This window comes from Streptomyces sp. NPDC088747, assembly GCF_044751025.1.
In the GTDB taxonomy this organism is placed as follows: domain Bacteria; phylum Actinomycetota; class Actinomycetes; order Streptomycetales; family Streptomycetaceae; genus Streptomyces.
Window position 1 is genome coordinate 95634 of sequence record NZ_JBIVKZ010000013.1, and the last position, 22789, is coordinate 118422.

At 71.2% G+C, this 22789-nt stretch carries 19 protein-coding genes and 1 pseudogene; 6 read left to right on the forward strand and 14 right to left on the reverse strand.

The genetic code is table 11. The features are described 5' to 3' along the window. Window positions 1-388: 388 nt before the first annotated feature. On the reverse strand, window positions 389-1063 hold the full coding sequence (locus ACIP79_RS27815; protein ID WP_401227484.1) for a heme oxygenase (biliverdin-producing): 675 nt from the start codon (window positions 1061-1063) through the stop codon (window positions 389-391). 222 nt (window positions 1064-1285) lie between these two features. Here ACIP79_RS27815 and ACIP79_RS27820 point away from each other — a divergent pair. After that, window positions 1286-1673 (forward strand): annotated as a pseudogene (locus ACIP79_RS27820) (hypothetical protein); the annotation flags it as partial. A 110-nt stretch (window positions 1674-1783) separates the two neighbouring features. After that, on the forward strand, window positions 1784-2665 hold the full coding sequence (locus ACIP79_RS27825; RefSeq protein ID WP_401227485.1) for a hypothetical protein: 882 nt from the start codon (window positions 1784-1786) through the stop codon (window positions 2663-2665). Between the two features lie 84 nt (window positions 2666-2749). Here ACIP79_RS27825 and ACIP79_RS27830 read toward each other — a convergent pair whose 3' ends face one another. From ACIP79_RS27830 to ACIP79_RS27840, 3 genes are read right to left on the reverse strand one after another with little or no spacing between them, the layout of a single operon-like run. After that, the gene (locus ACIP79_RS27830) at window positions 2750-3478 is read right to left on the reverse strand and encodes an FAD:protein FMN transferase (RefSeq protein ID WP_401227487.1); all 729 of its coding nucleotides are present in this window, start codon (window positions 3476-3478) and stop codon (window positions 2750-2752) included. Window position 3479: 1 nt separating this feature from the next. After that, window positions 3480-3926 (reverse strand): FMN-binding protein, encoded by a 447-nt coding sequence (locus ACIP79_RS27835; protein WP_401227489.1) that lies wholly within the window; start codon window positions 3924-3926, stop codon window positions 3480-3482. A gap of 10 nt (window positions 3927-3936) precedes the next feature. After that, window positions 3937-5274, reverse strand: coding sequence for a ferric reductase-like transmembrane domain-containing protein (locus ACIP79_RS27840; protein WP_401227491.1), 1338 nt, complete (start codon window positions 5272-5274; stop codon window positions 3937-3939). A 151-nt stretch (window positions 5275-5425) separates the two neighbouring features. On the opposite strand from ACIP79_RS27840, the gene ACIP79_RS27845 reads away from it, so the two are divergent. Both ACIP79_RS27845 and ACIP79_RS27850 read left to right on the forward strand, forming a co-directional pair. Continuing rightward, complete coding sequence (locus ACIP79_RS27845) at window positions 5426-6115, forward strand: response regulator transcription factor (protein WP_401227493.1); 690 nt, start codon at window positions 5426-5428, stop codon at window positions 6113-6115. Then, window positions 6112-7536 carry a sensor histidine kinase gene (locus ACIP79_RS27850; RefSeq protein ID WP_401227495.1) on the forward strand — a complete coding sequence of 475 codons (1425 nt, stop codon included), beginning with the start codon at window positions 6112-6114 and terminating at the stop codon, window positions 7534-7536. The genes ACIP79_RS27845 and ACIP79_RS27850 overlap by 4 nt, the downstream gene beginning before the upstream one ends. A 59-nt stretch (window positions 7537-7595) precedes the next feature. Here ACIP79_RS27850 and ACIP79_RS27855 read toward each other — a convergent pair whose 3' ends face one another. The 4 genes from ACIP79_RS27855 to ACIP79_RS27870 all read right to left on the reverse strand — a co-directional run bounded on the left by ACIP79_RS27855 (window position 7596) and on the right by ACIP79_RS27870 (window position 12199). Then, window positions 7596-8033: an STAS domain-containing protein gene (locus ACIP79_RS27855; RefSeq protein ID WP_401227496.1), complete on the reverse strand. Its 438-nt coding sequence runs from the start codon at window positions 8031-8033 to the stop codon at window positions 7596-7598. Further along, window positions 8030-9097, reverse strand: a complete 1068-nt coding sequence (locus ACIP79_RS27860) for a B12-binding domain-containing protein (RefSeq protein ID WP_401227695.1) — start codon at window positions 9095-9097, stop codon at window positions 8030-8032. Before ACIP79_RS27860 ends, ACIP79_RS27855 begins: the two co-directional genes overlap by 4 nt. A 5-nt stretch (window positions 9098-9102) precedes the next feature. After that, window positions 9103-10785, reverse strand: coding sequence for a SpoIIE family protein phosphatase (locus ACIP79_RS27865; protein ID WP_401227497.1), 1683 nt, complete (start codon window positions 10783-10785; stop codon window positions 9103-9105). A gap of 232 nt (window positions 10786-11017) precedes the next feature. Further along, complete coding sequence (locus ACIP79_RS27870; RefSeq protein ID WP_401227499.1) at window positions 11018-12199, reverse strand: PP2C family protein-serine/threonine phosphatase; 1182 nt, start codon at window positions 12197-12199, stop codon at window positions 11018-11020. Window positions 12200-12297: 98 nt separating this feature from the next. On the opposite strand from ACIP79_RS27870, the gene ACIP79_RS27875 reads away from it, so the two are divergent. Continuing rightward, on the forward strand, window positions 12298-12786 hold the full coding sequence (locus ACIP79_RS27875; RefSeq protein ID WP_401227501.1) for a MarR family winged helix-turn-helix transcriptional regulator: 489 nt from the start codon (window positions 12298-12300) through the stop codon (window positions 12784-12786). A gap of 328 nt (window positions 12787-13114) precedes the next feature. Here ACIP79_RS27875 and ACIP79_RS27880 read toward each other — a convergent pair whose 3' ends face one another. Then, window positions 13115-13588: a phospholipase D-like domain-containing protein gene (locus tag ACIP79_RS27880; protein WP_401227503.1), complete on the reverse strand. Its 474-nt coding sequence runs from the start codon at window positions 13586-13588 to the stop codon at window positions 13115-13117. Between the two features lie 216 nt (window positions 13589-13804). On the opposite strand from ACIP79_RS27880, the gene ACIP79_RS27885 reads away from it, so the two are divergent. Continuing rightward, window positions 13805-14326: a hypothetical protein gene (locus ACIP79_RS27885; RefSeq protein WP_401227505.1), complete on the forward strand. Its 522-nt coding sequence runs from the start codon at window positions 13805-13807 to the stop codon at window positions 14324-14326. Between the two features lie 58 nt (window positions 14327-14384). Here ACIP79_RS27885 and ACIP79_RS27890 read toward each other — a convergent pair whose 3' ends face one another. The 5 genes from ACIP79_RS27890 to ACIP79_RS27910 all read right to left on the reverse strand — a co-directional run bounded on the left by ACIP79_RS27890 (window position 14385) and on the right by ACIP79_RS27910 (window position 22616). After that, entirely contained in the window at window positions 14385-15227 is an 843-nt protein-coding gene (locus ACIP79_RS27890) for a PhzF family phenazine biosynthesis protein (protein WP_401227507.1), read from the reverse strand. A 19-nt stretch (window positions 15228-15246) separates the two neighbouring features. After that, complete coding sequence (locus ACIP79_RS27895) at window positions 15247-16050, reverse strand: proline hydroxylase (RefSeq protein WP_401227508.1); 804 nt, start codon at window positions 16048-16050, stop codon at window positions 15247-15249. Between the two features lie 65 nt (window positions 16051-16115). Next, entirely contained in the window at window positions 16116-16301 is a 186-nt protein-coding gene (locus tag ACIP79_RS27900; RefSeq protein WP_383688765.1) for a hypothetical protein, read from the reverse strand. Window positions 16302-16418: 117 nt separating this feature from the next. Continuing rightward, window positions 16419-19541, reverse strand: coding sequence for an alpha/beta fold hydrolase (locus tag ACIP79_RS27905; protein ID WP_401227510.1), 3123 nt, complete (start codon window positions 19539-19541; stop codon window positions 16419-16421). Between the two features lie 339 nt (window positions 19542-19880). Continuing rightward, window positions 19881-22616, reverse strand: a complete 2736-nt coding sequence (locus ACIP79_RS27910) for an AAA family ATPase (protein ID WP_401227512.1) — start codon at window positions 22614-22616, stop codon at window positions 19881-19883. Window positions 22617-22789: the final 173 nt, after the last annotated feature.

A 22789-nucleotide genomic window follows, 5' to 3' on the forward strand; every position in this document is an offset into this window, starting at 1 on the left:
CGGGGGCCTCGCGCGGCCCGGTCTCCAATCCCGGCGTCGGACTACTCGTACGGGGTCCGGCGGCCGGCTTGAAGTCCCTCGGCCCGTCCGGGCGAGCGGCCGACCTACCGACCGCCCGGCGCGGGTGCCGGTCGCCGGTCCCTGGCCCTCGCTCCCTCGGTCCGGCAGATCCGGCAGGCTCACCAGGCTCGGCCAACTGACCCGGCTGACCCAGGCGGGTCCGGCAGCCTCGGGCAGCTGACCCACCTGCCCTGGCAGACCCGCCTGCCCAAGCAGGCCCAGCCAGGTCCAAGCAGGCCCAGCCAGGTCCACGCAGGCCCCGGCAGGTCCAGACTGGCCTAGGCAGGCCTAGGCAAATCCAGCCATGCCCAGGCCACCCCCGGCAGCCTCAAACCCCCCGCCGGAACTCCTCGCCCAGTTCCCGAAAAACCGCCCCGTTGAAGTCGAACGCCCGACCGCACTCCTCGATCACGCGCCGCTTCTCCGGGTCGTCCACGCCGATCGCGTCGAGCCACGCGCGATAGTCCCGCTTGAACTCGGCGGGGTTCGCGACGCCCTCGAAGACGTAGAAGCGCACTCCGTCGCCCTTGCGGGCGAAGCCCCAGGTCTTCTCCGCCGTGCCGCGGATGATCTGGCCGCCGGAGAGGTCGCCGAGGTAGCGGGTGTAGTGGTGCGCGACGTACCCGGCGGTCCAGGTCCGCGCGCACTCCTCGACCCGCGCCGCGTACTCCCGCGTGGCCGGCAACGCGCTGACCGTCTCGCGCCAGTCGGCGCCCCGCAGATGTGCGAGGTCCCGCTCGATCTCCGCGACCCGGAAGAGCTCGGGCCGGATGAACGGTCCGGCCACCGGGTCCCCGGCCAGCGTCTCGGCCGGGGCCTCCAGCGCGCGGTAGACGTACCAGAGCTGTTCGGTGTAGCGCGCGTACGCCTCGACGCCGAGCCCGCCGCCGAGCAGATCGCTCATGAACCCGGAGTTCTCCGCCTCGGTGTGCTGGTCCTGCGACGCGGTGCGGATCAGCACCGAGAACGGTGTCGCGTCAGCGGTGACGGCACGGGCATTCAAAGGGACCTCCAGGGGCGAAATGGTGCACAGAAGCCGGTCGCGGCCACGGCCGCGATCGCACGCAGCGCCGTGCCGACAGCTGAGATACTCCTTGTTAGGCTTACCTAAGTCAACCTCTTGCCGACAGTCTGTCGGCAACGCCCGGGTGTCCCGGGTCGGCCACGGCCCGGGGGCTCACTTCCGGTGCAGGCGGTCGACGAGGATGTCGATGACCAGGGGGGCCTCGCCACCTCGGCCTCCGCCGCCACCTCGACCCGCACGATCGTCGACGGCTGCACCACCTACAACCTGTCGGTGACCGCGCCGAACACGGCAGCCGCCGCGGGCCAGGTCATCACGGTCACGGGCTCCGGCTACAACACCGGCCAGGGCATCTACGTCGGTCTCTGTGTCGTCGACGGCGCCGCGGGCGCGAACAAGCCGACCCCCTGCCTCGGCGGCCAGGTTCGGCACCGGCGGCACCTTCAGCGTGCAGATCTACGTCCAGGCCACCCTTGAGGACGGCAGCGTCTGCGGCCAGGACGTCGACTGCGCCGTCGTGACGCGCGCCGACCACTTCGACACCAACGACCGCAAGTACGACGTGCACGTCCCGGTCACCTTCTCGTAGTCGCTCCCCGCTCCGCCCGGTCACGCGGGCCGGCCCTCCGGCCGGCCCGTTCCGGCGGTTCCGCGCCCGGCACACCTTCCCGTGATCACCCGTCACCCGAGGAACTCTTCATGACAGACGACAACACCGACCGGCAGCGGCGGGAAGGCAGGACCGGACCCCGCTTCGGGCGCTCGGCGGCGCTCCTGGGAGCCGTCGCCCTGGTGGCCGCCGGAACCGTGGCCGTCACCGTCGGCCCGGCCGCGCGGGCCGCCGACACCCCGAAGACCGCCCTCGGCCAGGACGGACAGCGACTCACCGTCTCCGCCTCCGCCGGCCTCGACCCGGACGGCGAGACGCTCCGCGTCACCGGCTCCGGCTACGACGAGACGAAGGGCGTCTACGTCGCCCTGTGCGTCGACAACGGCGAAGGCCAACTGCCCACGCCCTGCATCGGCGGCGTCGACATGACCGGCACCTCGCACTCCTCCGCGTGGATCTCCTCCAACCCGCCGGACTACGGCGAGGACCTGGCGATCCCCTACGAGGAGGACGGTGGCTTCGAGGTCGAACTCACCGTGGACGCCATGGACGAGTTCACCGACTGCTTCGAGGTCACCTGCGTACTGGCCACCCGCGCCGACCACACCTTGTCCGGTGACCGCTCCCAGGACGTGAAGGTGCCCGTCGCCTTCGTCGGCCAAGCCCCCGTCGACACCGACGGCACCGACGACGGCGGCAGCGGCGGCACGGACGGCGGCGGCACGGACGGCGGCGGCACGGAGGGGGGCACCGACACCCGCGGCACCGACGGCGGTACGACGGACGGCGGCACCGAGGGCTCGACGAGCTCCGGCACCTCCGGCTCATCCACCTCGGGCACGACCACCGGCGGCAGCCTCGCCTCAACCGGAGTCACCGTCCTGGGCACGGCGGCGCTAGCCGCACTCCTCACGGCGGCCGGCTGGCTCGTCCACCGGCGGGCGCGGGCCGGGAGAGCGGACACCCCATAACCCGTGGCGGTACGACGACGGGGGTCCCCCACGGATCGTGGGGGACCCCCGTCGTCGTACCGCGGGCAGGTGGCCCGGCGTCCCTCAGGCGGCGACCGGCAGGCCCGGAGTGCGGAAGACGCGCTGCTCCGCGTCGACCGCGAACACCTCGCAGCCCTCCCGCGCGGCGGCCCACTCGACGCCCTCCGCGCCCATCGCGAACGCGGCCGTAGCCGTCGCGTCCGCCTCGGTCAGCGAGGATGCCACCACGGTCATGCTGAGCAGGCCGGTCGCCGGACGGCCGGTGCGCCCGTCGACGATGTGGTCACCGCGTTCGTACCGCGCGGACGTCGCCACCGCGCCGCCGGCGATCTCCAGCACCGCGCACAGCCGGTCGGCCCGCTCGGGGTGCCGTACGCCCACCCGCCACGGACCGCCCGCCGAGGCGATGTCACCACCGGCGTTGAGGCAGAACCGGCTGGTCCCGCGAGCCGTCAGCAGCTCCGCCGCCCGCTGCACCGACCAGCCCTTCACGACCGCGCACGGATCGAGGCCGCGGCCAGGCAGCCGCACCTGGAAGGCGCCGCGGGTCGCCACCCGGTAGTCCTCGCACAGGCCGAGGACCTCGGCCAGGTCGGCGCTGACCTCATGGGGTGCCGGCTCGCCCCGGTCCAGCCGGGACACCTCGCTGTCCGGCCTGAACGGGCTGAACCGGGCGTCGACCTCGCGCAGCCACGCGAACACCGCGTCCGCGGCCTCCTCCTGGGCGTCCCCGTCCCCGTCGTCGATCCGCAGCGACACCGGGAAACCCATCACGTGCTCGACCCGCCGCACGTCAGGCGCCCTTCGAGTCGATCGCGGCCTGGAGCGACTCCCGGTAGCCGTCACTGGTGATCGTGGCCCCGGACACCGTGTCGATGTCGGCGCTCTGCGCCGCCAAGGTCTCCTCGATCAGCACCGGCACGGCGGCGGTGGTCTGCGGGTGGTTGGGCTGCACCAGCATCCGCACGGAGGCGATCGTGTCGCCCTCGAAGGTGACCTCGACCTGCACGTCACCCTTCTCGGTGGCGACGGTCGAACCCGCGACGACCTTCGTGGCGGTGCCGGAGGACGCCGAGGGGTCCGCGGAGGGGGACCCCGAGGAGGAGGACGAGGAGGACGGTGCGGGGGAGGGCGCGACGACCTCCGTCGCGGCGGACGACGTGTCCGCGGACGGTTCGTAGCGCCACACGGTGATCAGGCCCAGGGCGGACAGGGCGACGACAGGCAGTACTCGCTTCACGGTGTTCCCCTCATCCGGCCAGGCTGAAGCGCTCGGAATGGATCTGCGGTTTCGGCACACCCAGCTCGCGCAGGGTGCGCAGGACCGCGCCGGTCATACCGGGCGGGCCGCACACGTAGACGTCACGGTCGGCGATGTCGGGCACCGCCCTGACCAGCTCAGGCGGCGCCAGCCGGTCGGGCACCGGCGGTCCGGTGATCAGGTGCAGCACCGCGCCCTTCGCGTGGGCCAGCTCGCGCAGTTCGTCGTAGAGCACGGCGTCCTGGTCCCTGGCGACCCGGTAGATCAGCACCACGTGCCCCTGAAGCTCCTCCAGCAGCGCCCGCATCGGGGTGATGCCCACACCGCCCGCGATGAGCAGGGCGTCGGGCCGCGTCCGGTGCATCGTGGTGAAGGCGCCGTAGGGACCCTCGGCGAAGACCCGGGTGCCGACCTTGACGTGCCGCAGGGCGGCGGTGCCGTCGCCGGCCGTCTTCGCGGTCAGCCGCAGGGTGCGGCCGTCCGGCGCCGCCGACAGCGAGAACGGGTTGGCCTGCCACCACCGGTCCCGCGTCATGAACCGCCACAGGAAGAACTGGCCCGCCCGCGCGGGCAGCCGGTCCAGGTCGCGGCCCGTCATGTAGATGGACACGACGTTGTCGGACTCGGGCACCACGGCCGAGACCCGCAGCTGATGCCGCAGGTTCCGCCACAGCGGAAGCACCACCCGGCCCAGGAGCACCGCACCGAGCGCCGTGCCCCACATGCCCCACCAGTACGCCGTGGCGGTGGACGATGTGGTGAAGGTCGTACCGACGCCGATCTGGTGCGTGAACGCCAGCACCACGGCCACGTACGTGTACAGGTGTATGAAGTGCCAGGTCTCGTACGCCAGCCGGCGCCGGGCGAACCGCGCCGACAGCGCGCCGATCCCCAGGATCAGCACCAGCGCGACGACCGCGCGCAGCACGCCCTCGACGGTCTCGGCCAGGTTCACCAGCTGGTCCACCGGGCCCATCGACGAGGACTCGGCGTAGCCGAAGGTGATGAACGTGGCATGCCCGAGCAGCGTCCACAGCAGGCCGAAGCCGACCCAGCGGTGCCAGGAGGTCAGCCGGTCCATGCCGATCCGCCGGTCGAGCCATGGCAGCCGGGCGACCAGCAGCAACTGGAACGCCATCAGGAGCGCGCCGTACAGCCCGCACAGCCGCCCCAGCAGGATCAGGGCGTTCGTGTCGAGCGGGGACTGGAGGAAGAAGACGGCCACCACGCCCACGTTCACGGCAAGCAGGGCGTACAGGCCCACTCGGGCCACCACCTTGGGCCGTACCGCCGTGGGGGGCGGCTGGAGTCGTTCGACAGTCGTCACGGACGGGAGCTCCTCGTTCGGGTCCGGGGACACCGAGCCTGCACGGTGAGACCTGTCGTTTCCCTGTCGGTCAACTTTCAAGTTCTTAGCGATGTTGTTCCGGCGAGCCCGCGGCTATGGCGTTCGGAGACGGGTGAAGCACTATGGGCTCGTGGAAAAAGTACGACTTCTCGTCGTGGACGACGATCCTCCCATCGCCGACCTGGTCGCGACGGTCGCCCGCTACGAGGGGTGGGAGGCCGCCACCGCCAACACGGGCGAGGAGGCGCTGACCCGCGCCGCCGAGTTCCGTCCGGACATCGTGGTGCTCGACCTGATGCTGCCGGGGCTCGACGGTTTCGGCGTCCTGGACCGGCTGCGGCGGTCCGGGACGATGGTGCCCGTGGTGTTCCTGACCGCCAGGGACGGGGTGGCCGACCGGGTCGCGGGCCTCACCCGCGGCGGCGACGACTACCTGGTCAAACCGTTCGCCGTGGAGGAGCTCATGGCCCGGCTGCGGACCGTGCTGCGCCGCGCCGCCGGACCCGGCTTCCAGCGGTCCGTGCTCAGGGTGGCCGACCTGACGATGGACGAGGACACCCGCGAGGTGCGGCGCGACGAGAAGCTGCTCACGCTCACCCCCACCGAGTACGAGGTGCTCCGCTACCTGATGCGCAAGTCGCCCACCGTGCTCACCAAGGCCCAGATCCTCGACCACGTCTGGGAGTATGGCTTCGGCGGCCGCTCCAACGTCGTCGAGCTGGTCATCAGCAGGCTGCGCCGCAAGCTCGACGACGTGGGCGCGCCGCTGATCCACACCGTGCGGGGCGTCGGGTACGTGGTGCGGCAGGTCGCCGAGTGATCCGCCGCTTCAGGGAGACCTACCGCAGGATGCGCCTGGGCACCCGGCTGGCCCTCGGCCTCGGCGTGCTGTCCCTGGTCGCGTTCGCGGTCGTCGGCACCGCGCTGTCGGCGTACATGCGGGACTACCTGGAGAACCAGCTCGGCGACCAGATGAAACTCGTCCAGGTCACCCAGACCGAGGACGTCAAGGCGGAGGGCAACATACGGGGGGAGCCCTACTGGGGCTGGTACACCGCCTCCTACCAGGTCTCGGACGGTACGGCCGAGATCCGCAGGCCCGCCGACGTGCCGGCCGACGACGACGAACTCGTCGACGCCGCCAGGGCACTGGCCGACTCGGGCACGGAGGACCTCGTCAGGACCGCCCACATCGACGGGGAGGGCACCTACCGGCTGCGCGCCTGCGCCGTCGAACCCGGCGTGGTCCTGGTCACCGCGGCTCCCATGAAGGACATCGACAACACCATGCGCCAGCTGGTGACGGTCCAGGTCGTCGCGTTCACGTTCGCGCTGCTCGCCCTCGTGGTGATCGGCCGGGCGGTGCTGCGGCGCGGCCTGAAGCCGCTCAGCGACATGGCGCACACGGCCCGCGGCATCACCTCGCACGACTTCACCGAGTCGGCCAGGCTGCCGGTCCGCGCCGACCGGGGCAACGGCGGCCCCGAGGTCGAGGAACTGCGCACCGCGTTCAACACCATGCTGGAACACATCGACAACTCCCTCGCCGTCCGCACCGAGGCCGAACAGCGGCTGCGCAGGTTCGTCGCGGACGCCTCGCACGAGCTGCGCACCCCTTTGATGTCGGTAAGGGGCTACGCGGACCTCTTCCAGTACGCGGCGGCCAACGAGCCCGCCGAACGCGACAGACACCTGGCCCGGCTGCGCGCCGAGGCCGCCAGGATGGGCGTACTCCTGGACGACCTGCTGCTGCTCGCCCGGCTGGACTCCGCCGAGGCCGAGGCGCCGCCGCGGCTGGCGGACGCGGACCTGGCGGAGCTGGCCCGCGAGGCGGCCGACGCCTTCCGCGCCGGACACCCCGGCCACGAGCTGACCCTGACGATCGGCCCCGGCCCGGTCCGGCTGCGCCTCGACACCCTGCGCATCAGGCAGGTTCTCGACAACCTCCTCACCAACGCCGCCGTGCACACACCGGCCGGTACGCGGGTGTCGGTGGACGTGTCCGTCGCCGAGGGCGCGGCGGTGGTGCGGATCGCCGACACGGGTCCCGGCATTCCCGCCGCCGACCGGGAGCGGGTCTTCGACCGCTTCTACCGTGTCGACAAGGCCCGTAGCCGCGACCGGGGCGGCAGCGGTCTGGGCCTGGCGGTCGCCCGGTCACTGGTACGGGCACACGGCGGCACCGTCGAACTGGCCAGCCGGCCGGGTGAGACGGTCTTCACCATCAGGCTGCCCCTCTGACAAGGGGGCTTGTCCGGGCGCGAGTTCACAGTGGGGCCCTCGCCGTGACCGGCTCGGCTTCAGCGGTGCCGGTCGGTCGGGGGCGTCCGCGGTGAGGCCGTGGGCAGGTGGCCGGCCCTCGCGGATTCGTCGCTGCTTGCCTGCTCGCCGGGCCGGCCCGACGCCTGTAGCGGCGCGAAGAGGGTTCGCGTGCCGGTGATGTCCATCATGCGGTCCAGGAAGGCCGGCGTGTTGTCCAGGTGGAGCGATATCCCGCGGGCGCTGGTGCGCCGGTGGATCATCAGCAGCGCGGACAGGCCCATGGAGTCGCACACTCCCAGCCCCGCGCAGTCGAGGACCAGTTCACGGAGCCGCGGATGGCCGGCCAGACAGTCGTCGGCCTGCCTGGTGAGTTCCTCGCTGGTGTCGTAGTCGAGGTCGCCGACCAGCCGCAGGCGTACGGTGCCCGGCCCCGCTTCGACGGTGACGGTGAAGTACCGGCTGGGCAGCGTGGTCATACGTGGGCTCCGGGGTGTCGGCCGGTGGTGGCGAGGGCGTCGTCGAGGGCGAGTCGTGCCCCGTCGAGCAGCCGGGTGGAACGGGGGAAGTCCTTGAGCTCGCCGGCCAGGATGTCCAGGGCGGGGCGCAGGGACCGGGCGGGGACGTCGCGGGCGGTGAGGATGCCCGCGGTCCAGGTCATGAAGTTCGTGAAGAGGTCGTCGTCGTCGGTGTACAGGGCGACGGACAGGAACTCGACGATGTGCGCGATGTCCTCGGCGGTGCGCTCGCGCTGCTGACCGGAGTAGCGGGCCATCGCCGGGAACCGCTCCTCCAACCGGGTCAGCACCTGCTTGACGAGCTGTCCGTGGGAACGCGCGACGAGTGTGTACTCCTGGTCGGCGAGGTGGTGCAGATCCTCGAACCGCGCACCGGGGCTGGGCTTGGGGATGCCGTCGGCGAGCTGCCGCGCGGCGTCGCGCGCGTCGGGGGCCCACGCGTTCGCGCCGAGCAGGCGCGCGTACCGGCCGTCGGGTCCGAAGGCCGCGCCGCCCGCCAGCACGGGCACGCCGACGGCCTGGCAGGCGCTGATCGCGGCATGGGCGGTGGGCAGCCGGGTGGCGATGGACGAGGAGAGGGCGACGGCGTCCGCTCCGCTGCTGTGCAGGTGCTCGATGAGGTGCGGGGAGGGCACCTGCGCGCCGAGGAAGCTGACCTGCCAGCCCCGCAGGGTGAGAACCTCGGCGAGCAGCCGCGCAGGCAGGACGTGCCATTCCTGGTCGACGCAGGCGACGGTGATCCGGCCTCGGGTGGGCGTGGTGCGGGTGGCGGGGTGGTGGGCGAGGGCGGCGATGACCCGCTCGGCGATGGCGCTGGCGGCATGCTCCTGCGCGACGCTGAGGCGGTTGGCCGCCCACTCGGTGCCCACTCTTCGCTGCACGGGGGCGATGAGGTCCAACAGCACGTCCTCCGCCCCGATCCCCTCGTCCAGCGCGGCGAACACTATGGCCGCGGCCCGGTGTTCGTCGCGGTCGGTCACCGCCGTCCACAGCTGCTCGTGCGGGGTCCGCGTGTCCGCCGTCATCGTGTTCATCCGGTGTACCTGCCCCGGGTGTGGCCGTCCACCGCGCTGAGATGGGTGGTTCGGGGTGCGGTGATGGCGACGACCGCCATGTCGTCGTGGTTGCCGTTGCGCAGCCACTGCGCCGCCAGCATCTGGATCCGCTCGACGACCGCCTCGCCGGGCATGTCGGCGCACCCGGACAGGGCCCGCCTGAGGCGTTCGTCGCCGAACAGCTCGTCGCCGAGCGGTCCGCCCCTGGCCTCCGTGATCCCGTCCGTGTACAGCAGGCACGTCTCGCCGGGGAGCAGCACGGCGTCCACGGTGCGGGCCTCCACGTGGGGGATGGCTCCGATCAGCGTGCCGCGGGTGGCGATCTCCTCGACAGTGCCGTCGGTCCGCACCACCAGGGGAGGCGGATGACCGGCCGAGGTGAGCCGTAGCCGGACATGGTTCCCGGTGCGCTGGACCGAGGCCATGACCAGGGTGGCGAAGCGGGCGTGATGGGAGTTGAGGAGCGCCCCGTTGAGGAGTCGCAGCATCCGCTCGTGGTCGTCGGCCATCGGCATGAGCGCCTGAAGGGTGTTGCGGATCTTGCCCGTCAGGACAGCCGCGTCCAGTCCCTTGCCGCAGACGTCGCCCAGCACGACCAGGGACGCCTCGTCCTCGGTGGCGCCCGGGTGGACGTCGTAGAAGTCGCCCCCCACCCGGTCCCTGGAGCCGGCCGCCCGGTAGCCGCCCGCGAACTCCACCCCGTGCGTGCGGTGCAGCTGGGGCGGCAGCAGATCCCGCATGAGGGTCTGCGTGATGTCGCTCTGCTCGGTGTACAGGCGGGCGGCGGACAGCGCCGCGCCGGCCCGTGCGGCGAACAGCCGGGTGAAGATCTCCTCGTTCTCGGTGAACCCGCTGCGCTCCGTGCCGCGTACGAGGATGAGCGCGCCCGCGGGCACGCCGTGGCCGGGCAGTGGTGTCACGACCACCGACCCGACGGTTCCGGTGAAGCCTGCCGGGAGCACCCAGTCGGGCAGCGCCCCGGGATCTATCCAGCGTGAGGGGACGGGCGGAAACCCCTGGAGTGCCTCACTGAGACCCGGCAGTTGCGCCGGATCGCTGTGGACCACGGTGCGGACGACGTCCTGCCCGGCGATGGCCTGCGCGACGGGCATCCGGGGGCCGGAGTGCGGAGTGACGACCACCGCAACATCCGCCAGGTACTCCGCGGCGAGCTGGGCGGTGGCGCTCATGCACCGGTCGGTGTTCAACGAAGCCAGCAGGACGTTGGAGGCCTCCGCGAGGAATCTGGTGCGCCGGCGCTCCGTGGCGAGCGCCTCCTCGGCGATTCTCCGGTCGGTGTCGTCGACCAGCCACCACACCACGTCGCCGTCGTGCCCCGGTGTGGGGTGTGCCTCGAAGCTCTGTGCCGCGATCCGCCCCGACGCGGAAGGGAGTGCGGGGGTGTCCTGAACACCCTGTGCGGGCAACCGGGCGCGCAGGCCCACGTCCTGGTGGGCCTGGGCGAGCCAGTCCGGGACCGAGTCGCGCATGCTCGCTCCGGGCAGTACGCCACCCAGCAGGCGCGCCGCGGTCGGGTTCACCTCGACGACGGTGCCGGCGCGGTCTGCCGAGATCACGGGGTACGGGGCCAGGTCCCAGACACCGGGTGCCGGGCGTCGTCGAGTCTCCGTAACGGGGGGTCCCTCGATAGAAGCCATGAAGGGGAGCCCGCCTGTGGCGGACCGCACCACCTTCCGATTGGCGAAAAATACTTACCTTGCGGCAACCATCTCGCAGGCGTCACCGGAATGGCAACCCACCCCCGCCCGGCCTCCCCCGGACGGGCCCCCGCGTCCACGCGTTGCACATCGCATGCCCCGAGTCTTCACATGAATTCCATCGAGTCCGTGACTTTCATCTCGGCCCGGGGCTCGGCCCGCTGCCGCCGGGTCAGTTCCTCGCGGGGCGTCCGTGCCAGTCCAGGCACACGACCAGGGAGTCGTCCGCGGCCGGTCCGAAGCCCCGGTGTCCGAGCAGCTCCTCCAGCATGGTCCTGGGCACCTGGGACGCGGGCAGCGCGCGGGTGCTGAGGACCGCCTTGGCCAGAGCGTTCAGGCTGTACTTCTCACCTTCGGGGGAGAGGGCGTCGTAGACCCCGTCACTGACGAACAGCAGCCGGTCTCCGGGCTCGACGGTGAAGTGCTGCGGGACGTAGGGGGTGTCCTCGAACATGCCCAGGGGCATCTGCGGTTCCAGCTCGACAGCCTCGACGACGTCGGCGCGCAGCCGCCAGATGCGGGGCGAGCCGGCGTCGATGATCTCCACGTTCCCGGTGGGGAGGTGGAAGCGGAGCAGCAGGGTCGAGAGGTACTGGTGCCCCTGGTGTCGCCCGTAGATCGCCTGGTCGGCGAGGGAGGCCTGACCGACGAGGTCCAGACCGGCCCGGCGGGCGTTGCGCAGCGCGTTGACCGCGAGGTTGGTGAGCAGGGCGGCCTCGATGCCCTCGCCCATGCCGTTGCTGACGGTCAGGATCAGATCGTCGGCGGAGGCCGACCAGTCGAAGCTGTCGCCGAAGATGGAGTAGGCGGGCTCCAGTTGGGCGCCGATGCTGTACTCGGGCCGCGAGCAGGAGCGTGCCGGGAGCAACTGCCACTGCATCTCCGCGGCCAGGGTCAGCCGCTCCGCCCGGCGGGCCTGGAGGAACAGGTCGGTGTCCCGCTGCGCGACGACGATCTCGTGCGCCAGCGCGTCCGCGTACTCCTTCAGGTGTCCCAGCAGGTCCGCGTCGGGCCGGTCCTCGCCGGAGGGCAGGGTGACGCTCAGGACCCCCAGCCGGTCACCGCGGACACTGACGGGCACGAAGACCGTTACGGTGGAGTCGGAGCCGTTGTCGGCGACCCGTGGCTCCTGGGCGCCGAACGCGCGGCCGGCTTCGCCGCTGTGCAGCGGGACCGGCGCGCTGGTGTGCGGCAGGACGCTCACGGGATGCAGCTCCGTCATGGCGTAGTCGGCCATCAGGAGCTCTACCGACACCGCGTGATGGTGTCGCTGGACGAAGGCGCGGAGGACGTCGAAAACCTCGTGCGGTGCGGCCTCGCGCAGCATGCGCTCGACCGCGCGGGATCTGTTCACCGGTACTGAACCTGCTTTCCTTGACATATCTTCATCTCGCAACCACTGCTCACAGGACCAGCCGTACCGAGCACACCGTGCGCCGTCGGGAGTGTCACATGCGCGAGGACCACGTTCGTCTCCACCCCCACGCCCCCGAGAACGCCCCCGAGGTCAGCCGCGTACTGGAGCTGCTGGAGACCGCGACGGAGCACAGCCGTGACGCGTTGAGCACGGCGCCGGTCTCCGCGGCGCAGACCCGCGTGATGTACCTCATCGAACGTCAGCCCGGTATCAGCCTCACCGCGCTCCGCCGCCACCTGGCGGTGGCCGCCCCTTCCGCCACGCGCCTCTGCGACCGCTTGCAGGCCGCCGGGTTCCTGCGCAGGACGCCGAGTCCCGAGGACCGGCGCGAGACGCGGCTGGATCTCACCGAAGCCGGTACCGCGCATCTGCGGGAGATCCGGCGCCGCCGTGAGCAGGCTCTGCGGCTGGCCATGAACCGGATGACGCCCGGTGCACGCGCCGCCCTGACCACCGGACTGGCAGCCCTCTGCGAGGCGGTCGCCGACGTCCACGCCCCGGCGGGCGAACTGCCCCGTCGCTAGAGCGTCCGACCGGCGTCCGGCCCGCGCTCACGCGGCCGGCTCAGCCCCGGGATCCCGGCGCCCGACCCGACGGCTCGTTCGGAGCGGCCCGCACTTGGGGGGCGGCGGTGGACTCTGGGCGTCGGGACCGACGAATGGCGAAGTCATGTGGCTTCTCCCCATCCCGTGGAGGAACTGCGTGGACCCTGTGTGGTCTTGCCCCGATGTCGAGAAATATGCGCGTGGCCTCGATCACAGGGCGTGGTGGCGGACCTCACGGATGTCGTCGTCCGTGAGGCGTCGGGGATCCGTGGAGCACCGGGGGAGGGAAGAAGCGACCGCGAGTGGATCAGGGCGCCGGCACCGTGTCCTCGGGGGTGCTGGTGACGCCATTGCAGGCGTTGGTGCTGTCGGAGGTGCCGGGGACCGCCGCCGCTTTCACCGCCGTGAAGTTGCTGACGTAGGCGTCGTGAGCGGTGTTGCTGTCGACCTTGAGGAGGCTCTCGTCGTTCTTGGTGAGCGCCGGGCCGGTGTAGTTGTGGCTGCCGGTCCACAGGACCTTCTGGGCGACCGTACCGTCGTACTTGCCCTCGATCAGCAGGTACTTGGAGTGGACGATGCGTGAGGCGGTGCCGGCGTCGCTGTCGTCGTCCCAGTTGTAGCAGCGCAGGGCGGGGCCGCCGGCGGCGTGCAGGGTCTCCCAGGTGCCGCTTGCGGAGCCGGAGTCGGTGGTGGAGTAGACGATGTCGACGGTGCAGCCGTCCTTCTGCAGCGCGACCAGTTTCTGGGCGACCGCGAGGCGGGTGAGTTTGAACACCGCCACGCGCACCTTGGTGCTCTTGGTGGTTCCGCTCTCGGTGTAGGTGCACGTGACGTTGTCCAGGACGCCGGTGATCGTGTCGCCGGGCGCCGGATCGCTCGCTGGGCGCGGGCCTCACCAGATTGACCGCCGCTCGCATCGCGCGCATGAACAGCGACCGTGACCTGATGAATCTCCCGTAGACAGAGACGCCGGCTCCGAAACGAGAGGGGGCGGCCGGTGGATGGACTGAAGCAGGCGTTCTTCAAGATCGACCGGCAACTCGGCGGAGCCGAGCCGCCGCCCAGGGCGCAGGTGTTCCTCGCCCGGAACGCCCTGGGCACGGCGTGGCTCGTCGGCGTCGGCCACGGGCTGCTGTGCGCTCTGGTGCTGTCCGCCTTCGATGATCCCTGGCGCCTGTTCCAGGCGATGCTGGTCGGGCTCGGTATGGGACTGTTTGCCTGGCTTGCCTGCCGGTTCGAACGCAGACGGCAGGCGCACTACGAGCGGACGGGAGGATTCCGCGGGAGTCCTCCCAAGCCTCCGGTGCCAGGAGGGGACCGGCCGCCCGTGTGGTTCGAGGGCATGTGGTGGATCTGCCTCTGGGCGACGGGCGCGGTGCTCCTGTGGCTGCTCGGCCAGTTGAAGGATCCGCCCTACAACTGGCCGACCAGCCTGCTCTTCGCCGGGTTCTTCATCATCGCGGGGTGGCCCGTCCGCCTCGTCATCGAGCACAGGCGCCGACGGGGCGACCGCGGCTGACGATGGATGCGTTGCGGCGCCGGTTCCGGGAGGCCGTGAGGTGTCGCCGTCGCGCCGCCTACAGGGCCACGGCCGTCCCTGTGATGTCGATCCCCGTGTCCGGCTCGACGGGGATGCCCACCGCGATGGTGCTGGGGCGGCCCATGTCGTGGCCCTGGTGAATGGTGATCCGGGCGGGGAGCGGTACGAGTCGCAGCTCCCTGAGGTAACCCCCGAACGCTGCCGCGGCGGCGCCGGTGGCCGGGTCTTCGAACACGCCGCCGGTCGGGAAGGGGTTGCGGGCGTGGAACACCGACTCCGATTCCCGCCAGAGCAGATCGACCGTCACCCACTCGTGTCGGTTCATGAGCTCGGCCAGCTCGTCCATGTCGTAGTCGAGGGACGCGAGCCGCGCGCGGTCGGCGGCGGCGAGGACGGGGTGCCGGGCTCCCGCGTAGGCGACTCGCGGGGGCAGCGCCGGATCGAGATCCTCCCGGCTCCAGCCCAGGAGGTCCAGCAGGACGTCGATCTGATCGTCCGTCATGGCCTCGGTGCGGGGCGGCACGCTTGTCAGGGTGGCGGTGATGTGTCCCGCCTCGTTCTTCGCGGTACGCACGGGAATGACTCCGGCCGGCGTGTGCAGGGTGAGTTCACCCACGCCGTGCCGGTGCGCGTACGCGACGGCCGTCGCGATCGTGGCATGGCCGCAGAAAGGGACCTCCATGGCCGGGCTGAAATAGCGCACGGCCATCTCCGGCCCATCGCCGGGAACGACGAACGCCGTTTCCGAGTACCCCACGGATTCCGCGATCCGAGCCATGTCGGCGTCGCTCGCTCCCGTGGCGTCCAGGACCACTCCGGCGGGGTTTCCACCCGCGGGGTCGGTCGTGAAGGCCGTATAGCGCTGAACTTCTGCATCCATTCGGCCATGTTAGTGGCGCTCAGCCCCATGCCAGCAGAGCGCCGTCGGCCGTGAGCCCGAGGGAGAATCCGAGCGCAATGCGCCGCGAACCTGCACTGGCGCGCACGGCATGGTAGTTGCGGGAATCGAAAAGGAGGCCCTCACCGACTGTGGGCCGCATTTCGAGGCGCTCTGCTTGTCGCACGACATCGTCCGTATAGCCGTAGGACTGTGGAGGCCGGAACTTCTCGTCCTCGGGGTGCCAGCGTTTGCGCCAGATGACCGTCTCTCCGCCGGTGCTCGGCACGCTCAGATAGAGGTTGAAGGCGAGTTGGGCCACCAGAGGGGAGCCGAGGAGGAATTCCTCGAACTCGCGCTCGGCGTCGTCGTAGTGGACCCGGAATCCCTGGGGCGCCTCGCGCAGTACACCGGCGCCCAAGGTGCGGCCCCGGTGCCGGCCGACGGTCACCCCCTTCGGCCAGTGCTCTCCGATGGCCTGCCTGGCTCTGGCCATCGGGTCGAAGGGCAGGCGCAGGAAGCGCCAGCTCTCGCGGGCCGCTCTGAGGGCCGGCCAGTAGCTTTCCGTGATTCTGCCGTTCACCCGGTGGTCGCTCACCCCGACACCGAACCGCATCACGGACGGCTGGACACGTCGCTCGCTGTAACTGTCGAAGGCGACGTCCTGGAGTGCGTCTACGACGCGGGCGCAGTCGTCGGCGGACTGGAGGCGGGGGACACGTACCGCTGCACAACGTCCTGCGGCGAGGCCGGCGAGGTCCGCGTGCCTGAACTCTTCGGCTGTGACCGTGCGGAAGAACGGGTCATGTAAGTGTGCGGAGTCCATAAGCGGCCCCTCTGCTCACGAGCTGGATGCCGTCAGCCGCCGTTCGCGTCCACCGGTCGGCCGCTTCATCGTCCCATGAGGGCAGCCGGACTGAAGGCCAGCTTTGCGTCACGCTCCAGCGCCCAGTGGTCCTCCTCGACGGACTCCAGGGCGATACGCCGTGCCGACCTGAGCTGCTCCGGGTCGGGTCCCGGTTCGGTGGCCGTCGGACTCGCGTCCCGGTCCTGGCGATCGTCGTGAGTCGGTTTCATACAGTCGCTCCTTCGCGCAGCTTGGTCACGTGGCGTGTCCGTCAGCTCACTCTGAGAGTGATGGACAGCGATGGTAGGCGCAAGACCCCGATCGGGTACGGCGCTTGGGCATGTCGATCAGTCGAGTGGCCGCTGATGAGGGGAATCGAGCAGATCCCCGACCGCGTCGAGGAGCTTCTGCGTCCGAAGGGTTTCGGGATGTTTCCTCCCTAGAACTCGCTTTCGGTCGCCGAGCAGGTGTGCGGCCTCCGTATGGGCGACCCTGATCCTGCCCTGCGCGAGCAGAACCTGACACTGGGTGAACCGCAGGGTCATGGCCAGGGCCGAGTCCTGGGCGTGAGCGGAGTCGACGAGTGCCCGGCCGATCAGATCCGCGGCCTCGTCCGCCCGTTCCGTCGCGAGCAGGCAGCGGGAGAGCGTCTGGCGGATGCGCAGCGTCTCCATCGTCGACGGGGACCACTGCCCGAGGCTGGTCTGCAGGATCTCCCGCAGCTCCTTCTCCGCCTCCACGGTCCGGCCCTGGGCGAACATGGCGCGGGCGAGGCTGTGACGGACGGTGACCGTGTGGGAGTGCTCGGGCCCGTTCACGCTGAGCTCCGCACCCGCGATCGACCGGAGGAGGGGTTCGGCCTCGTCGAAGCGTCCGCGCTCCAGGATGCTGCGGGCGAGTTTGTGACGGCTGGCCAGGGTGTCGGGATCCCTGGGGCCGAGCAGCACCTCGCGAGCGGCCACGATCCGGCGGAGGTCGGTCTCCGCGCGTTCGTAGTCCCCGCCCTCGAGCGCGATGCGCCCGTGTTCGTGCCGGACTCCGAGGATCTCGCGGCTGTCCGGCGGGAACCCGATGGCCGCGCAGTTGTCCAGGACGGTGTCGGAGAGTTCCTGCGCCGGCCTGAGCAGGCCCACCGCGATCAGGTACCGCATGGTCAGCCGGGCCAGCTCCACGGCTCCCCGCAGGACTTCGTCGCTGTCGACGTGGCTGTCCCCGACGATGCAGGCGCGGACCACCTCCATCGTGTGCGGGGCGATCGCGGTCCACGTCTCCCAGCTCGCCGGATCGTCGGGCGGGGAGAGCCTGGTGACGTCGAGTAGCAGATCGACGATGAGCCCGTAGTACTCCGCCCTGCGGTTCTCCATCCTGGCGTCCGCGCGCAGCAGTGCGTGGACGACGGGATGCAGGGTCAGGGTCCGTCCCGGCCCGCCGCCGCGGGTCTCCGGACCGTTGCTGCACTCGACGAGACCGAGGTCGTTGAGCCCCTTGAGTACCGCGTTGCGCTGAGGCCGGGGGAACGTGGGCAGCAGCGGCGACTCGGCGATGGCCGTGCTCTCCAGCAGCTTCCGGTAGGGGATGGGCGCGATTCCCAGGCAGGCGAACACCCGCAGCAGGGGCCTCGCCTGGGCCAGACCCTGCGACGACAGCAGGTCCAGGGCGATGTCGCAGACCTCGGCCATGGCGGAGGTGCCGAGCATCTCGTCCAGGCCGCTCGCCCTGGTTCCGGCGGGTGAGGTGCCGCGGGCCTCGAAGGCGGCCTGGTAGTCGGCGAAGTCGTGGATCGCGGGATCGTCGAGGGACGGCGACGCGTCGTACACGGAACTGAGGTAGGAGGCGGCGCCGTGCAGGGCCAGCGGCAGTCCACCGAGAGCGGTCGAGAGCCTGCGGGCCTCCTCCCTCGACCCTCCCTGCGGTACCGACTTCAGCAGCAACTCGGCGCCGTCGTCTGCCTGGAGCAGCGGTACGGGGTGCACCTGGCAGGGCGGCAGCCATTGGGCGGCGGAGCGGTCGCGGGTGGTGACGACGACGATCCCGTCGGCCTGCTTGGGCTGGCGCACCCATCCGGTGCCGTCGGTCACCTGGCCTGCCACGGGCGCGAGGCGGTGGTGTGTGTCGGCGTTGTCGATGACCAGCAGCCAGGGCTCCGGACTGGCCTCCAGATATCGCCATACGAGGTCCATCGGGCTGGCGTCGCCCCGGAAGGCCTGTTCGACCTCGCCGCTGGGCGCGTTCAGCTGACTCGCGACCTCGCGCATGGAGGCGTTGATCTGAGCGACGGTGATCCACCACACCCGCCGGTCCTGCTCCGCGAAGAAGGCCGCTTCCAGCGCTATGCGGCTCTTGCCCGAGCCGCCGAGGCCGGTGAGTACGTGGATCCGGGGCTCGGAGGGTCCGGCCGGACCGAGGATGCGGGCGATGATGGCGCGCGGCGCACGTCCGTACAGGCGCGTCTTGCGACGCCCGTAGGGAGGGCTGACCGACACGCCGCCCTTCTGCTGAGGGAGTCGGGGCCGCTCCGCCTCCGCCGGCATGGGGCCGGGGAGCCGCGGCGGTAAGGAGGCCGGTTCGTCCGGAGGGCGGGACGGGGGCGGGGTCGAGGACAGGGGCGGGGGAGGGGGCGTCGGGGGCGGTGTGGACGAGGGCGGTACGGACGACGGTGGTGCAGGCGGCGGTAGTACGGACGACGGTGGTACGGACGACGGTGGCGGTGTGGTGTCGACGCCGTCCGCTGACGGAACCTCCCGGCTGAGGATCCCGTTCAGTACCTCCGCGACCACCCGGTAGGAGGCGGCGTCCTGTCCCTGGGGCTGCACGATCTCGAAATGGTCCCCGGGCACGGTCGCGCCCTCCGGGAACACGCCCCGGGCCTCACGCGCGGGCACCACCGCGTCCTCGGTGCCGCCGTACGCCTGGATGGGGATGCGCCACTGACTGTCGTTGTTGACCCCGGCCTGCACCACCGCCCGCAGGACGTTCCGCTGGGTCTCCAGCACCTCGCGCTGGTAAGGGCGCAGTTGCCGTTCCTGCGGACTGCGCGCGAAGAACATCAGGCGGCGCAGGGCGAGCAGGAAGTCGGAGCCGTTGTTGGGACAGCCGAACATGACGACGTGGTCGATCCGTGCGAGCGTCCTGCCGCGGGCCTCGCGCAGGGTCCGTACGAGGTAGCGCTGCACGATGAGACCGCCCTGGCTGTGCGTGACCAGAACGACGGGTCCCGCCTGGGGGATCTGCACCCGCAGGAAGGTGGCGAGCGAGTCGGCGATGTCGTCGTACTCGGCGATGGCCCGGTCCGGGCGCAGGCGTACTTTGCGGCTCTTGTAGCCGAAGCAGTGCGCCACCACTCCCTGGAGCTGCCGGTCGCCCGCCAGCAGTTTTCGAAACCTGTCCCACACGTCTGTATTCGAGTACAGCCCGTGCACGAAGACCACATGGACCGGCGTGCCGGTTCGCACGTCGACTGGTGCCGCCATCGAAGAGATCTCCCACCCGATCACATCACGCGCCGGGCCCGCGGCCCCGCTCGTGGTCGACGTGTACGGGCCTCCCTTTCGGCGCGGGCGACGGTCCGGCTCTGTCCCCTGTCACCGGCCGCTCCCGTCAACTTCCCTCAGCGGAACGGCCGTGAGGGCGGCAACCCTACCGGCAGATCAGGCAGGGTATGTGGTGGATAGCCTTTTCTGAGCGATTTCGTCCTGGATCACCCGCTGCCGCCAACTAGCGACCGGTTACGGGCCGATTCCTTCACCTGAACGCGCCGATTTGTCGGGAGGAGTGCGCTTGCCAGCGGTGTTTCATCGACGCTCGGCTGTTCACAGCTGCTTGCGGGAGGTGGCACCGAGCTTGCCGAAGACGTTCCGCAGGTGCCACTCGACGGTGCGTGGGCTGAGAAAGAGCCGCGCACCGATGTCGGGGTTGGTGAGCCCCTCACGTACCAGCCTGACGATCTGGAGTTCTTTGGGTGTCAGATCGCTCCTGGCACGGTCGGAGTCCTCCGTGACATCTTCTCCCAGAGTCGTCAGTTCACGGGCGGCCCGGTGCGCGAAGCCCCGCATGTCCATCGACGTGAACAGGGCATGGGCGGTGCGCAGTTGGTCCCGGGCGTCCTGGCGGCGTCCGCCGCGGCTCAGCCACTCGCCGTAGACGAGGTGGGCGCGGGCCGACTCGCCACGCAAGCGGGTACGGCCGAGCGCTTCGAGTGCTTGCCGGTAATGCCTTTCGGCCTGCGCGTCGTCACTGAGCAGCGCGCGTGAGCGGGACTCGATGCCCGAAGCCCAGTCGGTTCCGCTCGCCCGGGTGGACTCGGCGAGGCGGTCGAACGCGTCGGCGGCCTGTTCGGCGGATCCGCTCCGGGCGGTGGCCTCCACGTATTCCGCGAGGGCCCACACCGGGATGCCCATCTCCAGTTGGCTGTACTCACGGCTGGCCATGTCGGCCGCCTCCGCCGCTTCCCCGTGCCGCCCGAGGCCGTTGTAGAGCAGGGCCCGAGCCCATCGGCTGACCACCGGTCCCACGCCCTCGCCGCGCAGTTCCGCGCCCTCGTCGGCCCGTGCGCTCAGTTCGACGCACTCCGTTTCCCGGCCCCGCCACGCGGCGACGAAGAGAGCGCCGTAGATCGGCGCGGCCGTGCCGACGGCCTCGGCGACGGTCTGCACCTCCTCCGCCAGTGAGTCGGCCTCGGCGAGTTCACCGTCGAGGACGTGCACCACGCACCGCATCGTCAGCGCGAAGGGCAGTGCCGTCGCCTGCCCGGCGTCGCGGGCGAGCTTGAGATGACGAGCGGCGAGCAGGGACATCGTTTCGTGGTCCCACAGCCCGACGGCGGTCACGCAGATCAGCCACAGCCAGCGCAGTCCCTCCTCCGGGGAGAGGCCGGGGTCCGCGAAGGCCCGCAGCGCCCGCCGCAGGCTGGGTACGGCAGTGGTGTGCCCGTCGAGGATGCGTACCGCGAGGCCGTCGAGCAACAGGTCGGCGGGGCGGGGCGGTTGCGGGGCCGGGAGGAGGCGGGCCGCCTTCGCCGCTTGCTGCTGACCCTCGTCATGGGCTTGCGGGCCGGCGAAGATGGCCGCGTTGACGACCTCCAGATAGGCGTCCCGCGCGAGGGCGGCATCGTGCGCCGCGAGCCTGGCGCCGGCTCGGAGCAGGAGGCCGGGAGCCTCGCTGCCCCGGTCGGAGATGAAGGCGATCCGGGCACGGGCCAGCTCCACTTCACCGCGCCGGAGGTCGTCGAGGACTCCGGCCTCGGCGAGGGACAGCAGCTTCAGGGCAAGTTCGGCGTTGCCTGCCTCGTGGGCGGCATGGGCGGCGGCCAGTGCCCGGTCCTGACGGCGGGCGGGGTCAGCGGTCAACTCAACGGCTCGGGCGAGGAGCGCCGCCGTCGCCGCGACCCCGCCGCGTGCCTCCGCCCGCCCTGCCGTGCGTTCGAGTTCGGCTGCGACGGACTCGTCGGGACCGGCCGCACCGTGCGCGGCGTGCCAGGCCCGGCGGTCGGGGTCGGCGGCGGGATCGGTGACGTCCGCCAGCACGCGGTGTGTCCTGCGCCGTTCCTCCGCCGAGGCCGCCCAGTAGACGGCCGAGCGGACCATCGGATGGAAGAACCGCACCCGGTCACCGATCTTGACCAGACCGGCCGCCTCCGCTTCCCCGGCGGCGTCGCCGTCGAGGCCGAGACGGTCCGTGGCGTGCCGGAGGAGCGCCGGATCACCGGTGGGTTCCACCGCGGCGGCGAGCAGGAACTCCCGGGCCCGGCGCGGCAGTCCACCGACTCTGCGCACATAGGCGCGCTCGATGCGCTCCTCAAGGGGTGAGGTGCTCGGCAGACCGAAGCCGCCCGCCAGGTCGACGGACCCGGCTGTCTTCGGCAGCTCAAGCAGGGCGAGCGGATTGCCCCTGGACTCGGCGACGAACCGTCTGATCACGCGCTCGTCCCACAGGCCCGGCAGTACGGAGCGCAACAAGGTTCGTGATTCCCGCTCGGGCAGCCCTTTGACGAGCAGCTCCGGGAGGCCGGCGAGTTCGGCGTCGCTCGACGCGTCCTCCTCCGGCGCCCGGACCGCGAAGACGAGGGCCACCGACTCGGCGTGCAGGCGCCGCGCCGCGAACGCCAGAGCCTGGATCGACGCGCGGTCCATCCACTGCGCGTCGTCCACCACACACAACAGGGGCCGGTCACGGGCGACTTCGGACAGCAGCCCGAGGACACCGAGCGCGACCAGGAAGCCGTTGGGCGTGTGCGTCGACCCCGGTCCCAGGGCTCCACCGACGGCGTCGTGCTGCCCGGGCGGAAGCCGGTCGAGCCGGTCCGTCATGGGCGCGCACAACTGATGCAGCCCCGCATACGGGAGTTCCATCCCGGACTGGACACTGGCGGCAAGGGCCACCCGGAACCCGCGCGCCCGGGATGTCACGTACTCCAGCAGCCTGGTCTTGCCCACTCCCGGTTCGCCGCGGAGCACCAACACCCGGCTCTCACCGCCGCGCGCGGCGTCCACCAGTGCGTCCAACGCCTCGCACTCGCGGCTTCGCCCCAGAATCAGTTCCCCAGTCATGAGCTGGCCGGCCCTTCCCTTCGGTCCCCCGCCGAACCGGCGCCGTGTTCGCCGGGCAGTCGCTGTCCGCGCCCACCCCTCCGAGGCACGGGGGACTCCATCCACGTACGCCACCGGTCGGTGCCGCCCGTGTGCACAGTGCCGTCCCGGCCGTCCCCCTGGCGCCTGAGGAA

Bases quoted from the DNA above. Each gene is read 5' to 3' on its own strand.
- ACIP79_RS27860 (WP_401227695.1), bottom strand. From the start codon at position 9,097: ATGACGGCGGACACGCGGACCCCGCACGAGCAGCTGTGGACGGCGGTG.
- ACIP79_RS27895 (WP_401227508.1), bottom strand. From the start codon at position 16,050: ATGGACTCCGCACACTTACATGACCCGTTCTTCCGCACGGTCACAGCC.
- ACIP79_RS27875 (WP_401227501.1), top strand. From the start codon at position 12,298: ATGCGCGAGGACCACGTTCGTCTCCACCCCCACGCCCCCGAGAACGCC.
- ACIP79_RS27855 (WP_401227496.1), bottom strand. From the start codon at position 8,033: ATGACCACGCTGCCCAGCCGGTACTTCACCGTCACCGTCGAAGCGGGG.
- ACIP79_RS27890 (WP_401227507.1), bottom strand. From the start codon at position 15,227: ATGGATGCAGAAGTTCAGCGCTATACGGCCTTCACGACCGACCCCGCG.
- ACIP79_RS27905 (WP_401227510.1), bottom strand. From the start codon at position 19,541: ATGGCGGCACCAGTCGACGTGCGAACCGGCACGCCGGTCCATGTGGTC.
- ACIP79_RS27865 (WP_401227497.1), bottom strand. From the start codon at position 10,785: ATGGCTTCTATCGAGGGACCCCCCGTTACGGAGACTCGACGACGCCCG.
- ACIP79_RS27825 (WP_401227485.1), top strand. From the start codon at position 1,784: ATGACAGACGACAACACCGACCGGCAGCGGCGGGAAGGCAGGACCGGA.
- ACIP79_RS27910 (WP_401227512.1), bottom strand. From the start codon at position 22,616: ATGACTGGGGAACTGATTCTGGGGCGAAGCCGCGAGTGCGAGGCGTTG.
- ACIP79_RS27900 (WP_383688765.1), bottom strand. From the start codon at position 16,301: ATGAAACCGACTCACGACGATCGCCAGGACCGGGACGCGAGTCCGACG.